The organism is Jeotgalibacillus marinus (genome assembly GCF_040801915.1).
GTDB classification, from domain to species: domain Bacteria; phylum Bacillota; class Bacilli; order Bacillales; family Jeotgalibacillaceae; genus Jeotgalibacillus; species Jeotgalibacillus marinus.
The window spans coordinates 1-226 of record NZ_JBFMIA010000333.1; the positions used below are offsets into that span (position 1 = coordinate 1).

The 226-nt window shown below is 66.4% G+C and carries 1 pseudogene; it reads left to right on the top strand.

Annotated elements, in window-relative coordinates:
- Positions 1-226, top strand: a pseudogene (locus AB1471_RS18070) (dihydroorotate dehydrogenase catalytic subunit); the annotation flags it as partial.

Consider the following 226-nt stretch of genomic DNA (forward strand, 5'->3'; position numbering starts at 1 on the left):
GTCAACATCTCCTGCCCCAACGTCCACGGGGGCGGCATGAGCTTCGGCACGGATCCCCGTCAGGCGGCAGCCGTGACCCGGGCGGTGAAGGCCGTGACGAAAAAGCCGGTCATCCTGAAGCTGAGCCCCAATGTGACGGACATCGCGGAGATGGCGAGGGCCTGCGAGGAGGCCGGGGCGGACGGCATCAGCCTGATCAACACCCTGCAGGGCATGCGGATTGATC